The organism is Escherichia sp. WS1265 (genome assembly GCF_046487585.1).
In the GTDB taxonomy this organism is placed as follows: domain Bacteria; phylum Pseudomonadota; class Gammaproteobacteria; order Enterobacterales; family Enterobacteriaceae; genus Escherichia; species Escherichia coli.
On sequence record NZ_JBJQJE010000040.1, the window covers coordinates 1 to 7,461 of the forward strand.

At 56.5% G+C, this 7,461-nt stretch carries 7 protein-coding genes; all 7 read left to right on the top strand.

Annotated features, from left to right (window positions below; genetic code table 11):
* Window positions 1-289: phage tail protein (locus tag ACJHX3_RS24110; protein WP_410236218.1), on the top strand; the 289-nt coding region annotated here is incomplete at its 5' end.
* Between the two features lie 9 nt (window positions 290-298).
* On the top strand, window positions 299-997 hold the full coding sequence (locus tag ACJHX3_RS24115; RefSeq protein WP_094321819.1) for a phage minor tail protein L: 699 nt from the start codon (window positions 299-301) through the stop codon (window positions 995-997).
* A 4-nt stretch (window positions 998-1,001) separates the two neighbouring features.
* Complete coding sequence (locus ACJHX3_RS24120) at window positions 1,002-1,745, top strand: C40 family peptidase (protein ID WP_001718124.1); 744 nt, start codon at window positions 1,002-1,004, stop codon at window positions 1,743-1,745.
* Window positions 1,643-2,290, top strand: a complete 648-nt coding sequence (locus ACJHX3_RS24125) for a tail assembly protein (protein ID WP_001531692.1) — start codon at window positions 1,643-1,645, stop codon at window positions 2,288-2,290. The genes ACJHX3_RS24120 and ACJHX3_RS24125 overlap by 103 nt, the downstream gene beginning before the upstream one ends.
* A 60-nt stretch (window positions 2,291-2,350) precedes the next feature.
* Entirely contained in the window at window positions 2,351-5,746 is a 3,396-nt protein-coding gene (locus ACJHX3_RS24130; RefSeq protein ID WP_094321753.1) for a phage tail tip protein, read from the top strand.
* Between the two features lie 67 nt (window positions 5,747-5,813).
* Window positions 5,814-6,413: an Ail/Lom family outer membrane beta-barrel protein gene (locus tag ACJHX3_RS24135; RefSeq protein ID WP_001615229.1), complete on the top strand. Its 600-nt coding sequence runs from the start codon at window positions 5,814-5,816 to the stop codon at window positions 6,411-6,413.
* Between the two features lie 64 nt (window positions 6,414-6,477).
* Window positions 6,478-7,461, top strand: a 984-nt coding sequence (locus tag ACJHX3_RS24140; RefSeq protein ID WP_410236219.1) for a prophage tail fiber N-terminal domain-containing protein, incomplete at its 3' end; no start/stop codon positions are given.

The window sequence follows — 7,461 nt, forward strand, 5'->3', positions numbered from 1 at the left end:
GGTATCAGAGCCGAAAGTGGTGACAGTGAAGCTGGGCGATGGTTATGAACAGCGTCGTGCGGCGGGACTGAATAACCAGTTGTCGACTTACAGCGTGACGATACGTGTTCGTAAATGTGAACACCCATCTTTAAAAGCCTTTCTGGAACGGCACGGTGGCGTCCGCGCATTTCAGTGGACGCCACCTTATGACTGGAGGCCGATCAGGGTGGTTTGTCGTAAATGGTCGGCAAGCGTGGGGGCGCTGTGGGTAACCATAACGGCAGATTTTGAACAGGTCGTGGCATAGGAGGCCCTGATGCAGGATATTCCACAGGAAACACATCATGAGACGACACGCCTTACTCAGTCAGCCCTGGTGGTGCTCTGGGAAATCGATCTGACAGAGGTCGGTGGTGAACGTTATTTTTTCTGTAATGAGCAGAACGAAAAAGGTGAGCCGGTCACCTGGCAGGGGCGGCAGTATCAGGCATACCCCATTCAGGGGACGGGATTTGAACTGAACGGTAAGGGCAGTGCTGCCCGTCCGACACTGACGGTCTCTAACCTGCACGGCATGGTCACCGGGATGGCGGAAGACCTGCAGAGTCTGGTCGGCGGAACGGTGGTCAGGCGTAAGGTTTACGCCCGTTTTCTGGATGCGGTGAACTTCGTCAACGGAAACAGCGACGCCGCTCCGGAGCAGGAGGTGATCAGCCGCTGGCGCATCGAGCAGTGCAGCGAACTGAGTGCGGTCAGTGCCTCCTTTGTGCTCTCCACACCGACGGAAACGGATGGTGCTGTTTTTCCGGGGCGCATCATGCTGGCCAACACCTGCACCTGGACCTATCGCGGTGATGAGTGCGGTTATCATGGTCCGGCTGTCGCGGATGAATATGACCAGCCGACGTCCGATATCACGAAGGATAAATGCAGCAAATGCCTGAGCGGCTGTAAGTTTCGCAATAACGTCGGCAACTTTGGCGGCTTCCTTTCCATTAACAAACTTTCGCAGTAATCCCATGACACAGACAGAATCAGCGATTCTGGCGCACGCCCGGCGATGTGCGCCAGCGGAGTCGTGCGGCTTCGTGGTGAGAACGCCGGAAGGGGAAAGATATTTTCCCTGCGTGAATATCTCCGGTGAGCCGGAGGCGTATTTCCGGATGTCGCCGGAGGACTGGCTGCGGGCAGAGATGCAGGGTGAGATTGTGGCGCTGGTCCACAGCCACCCCGGTGGTCTGCCCTGGCTGAGTGAGGCTGACAGGCGGCTGCAGGTGCAGAGCGATTTGCCTTGGTGGCTGGTCTGCCGGGGTGAGATTCATAAATTCCGCTGTGTGCCGCATCTTACCGGGCGGCGCTTTGAGCACGGGGTGACGGACTGTTACACGCTGTTCCGGGATGCTTATCATCTGGCGGGGATTGAGATGCCGGACTTTCATCGTGAGGATGACTGGTGGTGTAACGGCCAGAATCTCTATCTGGATAATCTGGAGGCCACAGGGCTGTATCAGGTGCCGTTGTCAGCGGCGCAGCCGGGCGATGTGCTGCTGTGCTGTTTTGGTTCATCGGTGCCGAATCATGCCGCCATTTACTGCGGCGACGGTGAGCTGTTGCACCATATTCCTGAACAACTGAGCAAACGAGAGAGGTATACCGACAAATGGCAGCGACGCACACACTCCCTCTGGCGTCACCGGGCATGGCACGCATCTGCCTTTACGGGGATTTACAACGATTTGGCCGCCGCATCGACCTTCGTGTAAAAACGGGGGCTGAAGCCATCCGGGCGTTGTCCACACAGCTCCCGGCGTTTCGTCAGAAACTGAATGACGGCTGGTATCAGGTGCGCATTGCCGGGCGTGATGCAGGTGAAACCGAATTATCTGCCCGTCTTAATGAGCCGCTGGCAAATGGTGCCGTGATCCACATCGTGCCGCGTCTGGCGGGAGCTAAAAGTGGCGGTGTGTTTCAGGTGGTGCTGGGGGCGGCGCTGATTGCGGTGGCATGGTGGAACCCTGTGGGCTGGCTGGGTGCCGCGGCTGTATCGGGCATGTATGCGGCAGGGGCCAGTATGATCCTGGGTGGTGTGGCCCAGATGCTGGCACCGAAAGCCCGGACGCCCACAGCGACCAGCACGGATAACGGTAAGCAGAACACCTATTTCTCATCACTGGATAACATGGTTGCCCAGGGCAATGTTCTGCCTGTTCTGTACGGGGAAATGCGCGTGGGGTCGCGGGTGGCTTCTCAGGAGATCAGCACGGCAGACGAGGGGGACGGTGGTCAGGTTGTGGTGATTGGTCGTTGATGAAAAACGTTTTATGTGAAACCGCCTCAGGGCGGTTTTGTCGTTTCTGGAGCGTGAGGAATGGGTAAAGGCAGCAGTAAGGGGCATACCCCGCGCGAAGCGAAGGACAACCTGAAGTCCACGCAGATGCTGAGCGTGATAGACGCCATCAGTGAAGGGCCGATTGAAGGTCCGGTGGACGGATTAAAAAGTGTGCTGCTGAACAGTACGCCAGTGCTGGACAGTGAGGGGAATACCAATATCTCCGGTGTCACGGTGGTTTTCCGGGCAGGTGAGCAGGAGCAGACACCGCCGGAGGGATTTGAATCCTCCGGCTCCGAGACGGTGCTGGGTACGGAAGTGAAGTACGACACGCCGATTACCCGGACCATCACGTCTGCAAACATCGACCGTCTGCGCTTTACCTTCGGTGTGCAGGCACTGGTGGAAACCACCTCAAAGGGGGACCGGAATCCGTCGGAAGTCCGCCTGCTGGTTCAGATACAGCGTAACGGTGGCTGGGTGACGGAAAAAGACATCACCATTAAAGGCAAAACCACCTCACAGTATCTGGCATCGGTGGTGGTGGGTAACCTGCCGCCGCGCCCGTTCAATATCCGGATGCGCAGGATGACGCCGGACAGCACCACAGATCAGCTGCAGAACAAAACGCTCTGGTCGTCATACACCGAAATCATCGATGTGAAACAGTGCTACCCGAACACGGCACTGGTCGGCGTGCAGGTGGATTCGGAGCAGTTCGGCAGCCAGCAGGTGAGCCGTAATTATCATCTTCGCGGGCGCATTCTGCAGGTGCCGTCGAACTATAACCCGCAGACGCGGCAATACAGCGGTATCTGGGACGGAACGTTTAAGCCAGCATACAGCAACAACATGGCCTGGTGTCTGTGGGATATGCTGACCCACCCGCGCTACGGCATGGGTAAACGTCTTGGTGCGGCGGATGTGGACAAATGGGCGCTGTATGTCATCGGCCAGAATTGCGACCAGTCGGTGCCGGACGGTTTTGGTGGCACGGAGCCGCGCATTTCCTGTAATGCCTACCTGACCACACAGCGTAAGGCGTGGGATGTTCTCAGTGATTTCTGCTCGGCGATGCGCTGTATGCCGGTATGGAACGGGCAGACGCTGACGTTCGTGCAGGACCGACCGTCGGATAAGGTGTGGACCTATAACCGCAGTAATGTGGTGATGCCGGATGATGGCGCGCCGTTCCGCTACAGCTTCAGCGCCCTGAAAGACCGCCATAATGCCGTTGAGGTGAACTGGATTGACCCGGATAACGGCTGGGAGACGGCGACAGAGCTTGTGGAGGACACGCAGGCCATTGCCCGTTACTGTCGTAACGTCACGAAGATGGATGCCTTTGGCTGTACCAGCCGGGGGCAGGCACACCGCGCCGGGCTGTGGCTGATTAAAACAGAACTGCTGGAAACGCAGACCGTGGACTTCAGCGTGGGTGCAGAAGGGCTTCGCCATGTACCGGGGGATGTCATTGAAATCTGTGATGATGACTATGCGGGGATCAGCATCGGCGGGCGCGTGCTGGCGGTGAACAGCCAGACGCGGACACTGACGCTCGACCGTGAAATCACGCTGCCATCCTCCGGCACCACGCTGATAAGCCTGGTTGACGGACAGGGGAATCCGGTCAGCGTGGAGGTCCAGTCCGTCACCGACGGCGTGAAGGTAAAAGTAAGCCGTGTTCCTGACGGCGTTGCAGAATACAGCGTGTGGGGGCTGAAGCTGCCGACGCTGCGCCAGCGCCTGTTCCGCTGTGTGAGTATCCGTGAGAACGATGACGGCACGTATGCCATCACTGCCGTGCAGCATGTACCGGAAAAAGAGGCCATCGTGGATAACGGGGCGCACTTTGACGGCGACCAGAGCGGCACGGTGAATGGTGTCACGCCGCCAGCGGTGCAGCACCTGACTGCCGAAGTCACCGCAGACAGCGGGGAATATCAGGTGCTGGCGCGCTGGGACACGCCGAAGGTGGTGAAGGGGGTGAGCTTTATGCTTCGCCTGACCGTGGCAGCGGATGACGGCAGTGAGCGGCTGGTCAGCACGGCCCGGACGACGGAAACCACATACCGCTTCACGCAACTGGCGCTGGGGCGGTACACGCTGACAGTCCGGGCGGTAAATGCGTGGGGACAGCAGGGCGATCCGGCGTCGGTATCGTTCCGGATTGCCGCACCGGCAGCACCGTCGAGGATTGAGCTGACACCGGGCTATTTTCAGATAACCGCCACGCCACATCTTGCGGTTTATGACCCGACGGTACAGTTTGAGTTCTGGTTCTCGGAAAAACGGATTGCGGATATCAGGCAGGTTGAAACCACAGCCCGCTACCTTGGCACGGGGCTGTACTGGATAGCCGCCAGTATCAATATCAAACCGGGTCGTGATTATTACTTTTATATCCGCAGTGTGAACACCGTCGGCAAATCGGCATTCGTGGAGGCTGTTGGTCGGGCGAGCGATGATGCGGAAGGTTACCTGGATTTTTTCAAAGGCCAGATAACCGAATCCCATCTCGGCAAGGAGCTGCTGGAAAAAGTCGAGCTGACGGAGGATAACGCCAGCAGACTGGAGGAGTTTTCGAAAGAGTGGAAGGACGCCAGTGATAAGTGGAATGCCATGTGGGGCGTCAAAATTGAGCAGACCAAAGACGGCAAACATTATGTCGCGGGTATTGGCCTCAGTATGGAGGATACAGAGGAAGGCAAACTGAGTCAGTTTCTGGTTGCCGCCAATCGTATCGCGTTTATTGACCCGGCAAACGGGAATGAAACGCCGATGTTTGTGGCGCAGGGCAACCAGATATTCATGAACGACGTGTTCCTGAAACTCCTGACGGCCCCCACCATTACCAGCGGCGGTAATCCTCCGGCATTTTCCCTGACACCGGATGGGCGGCTGACGGCGAAAAATGCCGATATCAGCGGTAACGTGAATGCGAACTCCGGGACGCTCAACAACGTCACGATTAACGAGAACTGTCGGGTTCTGGGAAAACTGTCCGCGAACCAGATTGAAGGCGATCTCGTTAAAACAGTGGGCAAAGCTTTCCCCCGGGACTCCCGTGCACCGGAGCGGTGGCCATCAGGGACCATTACCGTCAGGGTTTATGACGATCAGCCGTTTGACCGGCAGATTGTTATTCCGGCGGTGGCATTCAGCGGCGCTAAACATGAGAGAGAGCATACTGATATTTACTCCTCATGCCGTCTGATAGTGCGGAAAAACGGTGCTGAAATTTATAACCGTACCGCGCTGGATAATACGCTGATTTACAGTGGCGTTATTGATATGCCTGCCGGTCACGGTCACATGACGCTGGAGTTTTCGGTGTCAGCATGGCTGGTAAATGACTGGTATCCCACAGCAAGTATCAGCGATTTGCTGGTTGTGGTGATGAAGAAAGCCACCGCAGGCATCAGTATCAGCTGAATTTTATAACCCATATACGGGCGCCAGAAATGGCGCCTTTTTTATTGCAGAAAAGCGAGAGGTAATTATGCGTAAAGTTTGTGCAGCCATTTTGTCCGCAGCCATCTGTCTGTCCGTATCCGGTGCGCCTGCATGGGCATCTGAACATCAGTCCACGCTGAGCGCGGGGTATCTTCATGCCTCGACGAACGTTCCCGGCAGCGATGATCTTAACGGGATTAACGTGAAATACCGTTATGAGTTTACGGACACACTGGGGCTGGTGACGTCATTCAGCTATGCAGGAGACAAGAATCGCCAGCTTACCCGTTACAGCAATACCCGCTGGCATGAAGATTCCGTGCGTAACCGCTGGTTCAGCGTGATGGTGGGGCCGTCTGTGCGCGTGAATGAATGGTTCAGCGCGTATGCGATGGCGGGTATGGCTTACAGCCGTGTGTCGACTTTTTCCGGGGATTATCTCCGCGTAACTGACAATAAGGGGAAAACGCACGATGTGCTGACCGGAAGTGATGACGGTCGCCACAGCAACACGTCTCTGGCGTGGGGAGCTGGCGTGCAGTTTAACCCGACCGAATCCGTGGCCATTGATATTGCTTATGAAGGCTCCGGCAGTGGTGACTGGCGCACTGACGGTTTCATCGTGGGTGTCGGTTATAAATTCTGATTAGCCAGGTAACACAGTGTTATGACAGCCCGCCGGTTCAGGCGGGCTTTTTTGTGGAGTGGATATGGCAGCAGTAAAAATCTCAGGTGTGCTGAAAGATGGTGCGGGAAAACCAATACAGAACTGCACTATTCAACTGAAGGCAAAGCGTAACAGCACCACGGTACTGGTGAACACGGTGGCTTCTGAAAATCCGGATGAAGCCGGACGTTACAGCATGGATGTTGAGTATGGCCAGTACAGCGTCACCCTGCTGGTTGAAGGTTTTCCGCCTTCACATGCCGGGACCATTACCGTCTATGAAGGCTCCAGACCAGGTACGCTGAATGATTTTCTCGGTGCCATGACGGAAGATGATGTCATGCCGGAGGCATTGCGTCGTTTTGAGGCAATGGTGGAAGAAGTGGCACGCAACGCCGAAGCCGCCTCTCAGAGCGCAGCGGCGGCAAAGAAATCCGAAACTGCAGCGGCATCATCAAAGAACGCGGCGAAAACCTCAGAAACGAATGCAGCTAATAGTGCACAGGCGGCAGCGACCTCAAAGACTGCATCGGCAAACTCCGCGACAGCAGCCAAAAAATCAGAAACCAACGCGAAAAATAGCGAGACAGCCGCAAAGACGAGCGAAACCAACGCAAAGTCCAGCCAGACGGCAGCGAAAACCAGCGAAACGAATGCCAAAGCCAGTGAAACTGCGGCGAAAAGCAGTCAGGATGCAGCAGCTGAAAGCGAGAGTGCCGCAGCTGGTTCTGCGACTTCAGCAGCTGGATCAGCAACTGCCGCGGCTAACAGCCAGAAAGCTGCGAAGACGAGTGAAACTAACGCAAAGTCCAGCCAGACGGCAGCGAAGACCAGCGAAACGAATGCCAAAGCCAGCGAAACTGCGGCGAAAAACAGTCAGGATGCAGCAGCCCAAAGCGAGAATGCCGCAGCTGGTTCTGCAAGCGCGGCGGCTGCTTCTGCCACTGCATCAGCCAACAGCCAAAAAGCAGCAAAAACCAGTGAAACCAACGCAAAGGTGAGCGAAACAGCGGCTGCGAACTCAGCG

Excerpts from the sequence above, each read along its gene's own strand:
- ACJHX3_RS24125 (WP_001531692.1), top strand. The coding sequence starts at position 1,643 with ATGGCAGCGACGCACACACTCCCTCTGGCGTCACCGGGCATGGCACGC.
- ACJHX3_RS24115 (WP_094321819.1), top strand. The coding sequence starts at position 299 with ATGCAGGATATTCCACAGGAAACACATCATGAGACGACACGCCTTACT.
- ACJHX3_RS24135 (WP_001615229.1), top strand. The coding sequence starts at position 5,814 with ATGCGTAAAGTTTGTGCAGCCATTTTGTCCGCAGCCATCTGTCTGTCC.
- ACJHX3_RS24130 (WP_094321753.1), top strand. The coding sequence starts at position 2,351 with ATGGGTAAAGGCAGCAGTAAGGGGCATACCCCGCGCGAAGCGAAGGAC.
- ACJHX3_RS24120 (WP_001718124.1), top strand. The coding sequence starts at position 1,002 with ATGACACAGACAGAATCAGCGATTCTGGCGCACGCCCGGCGATGTGCG.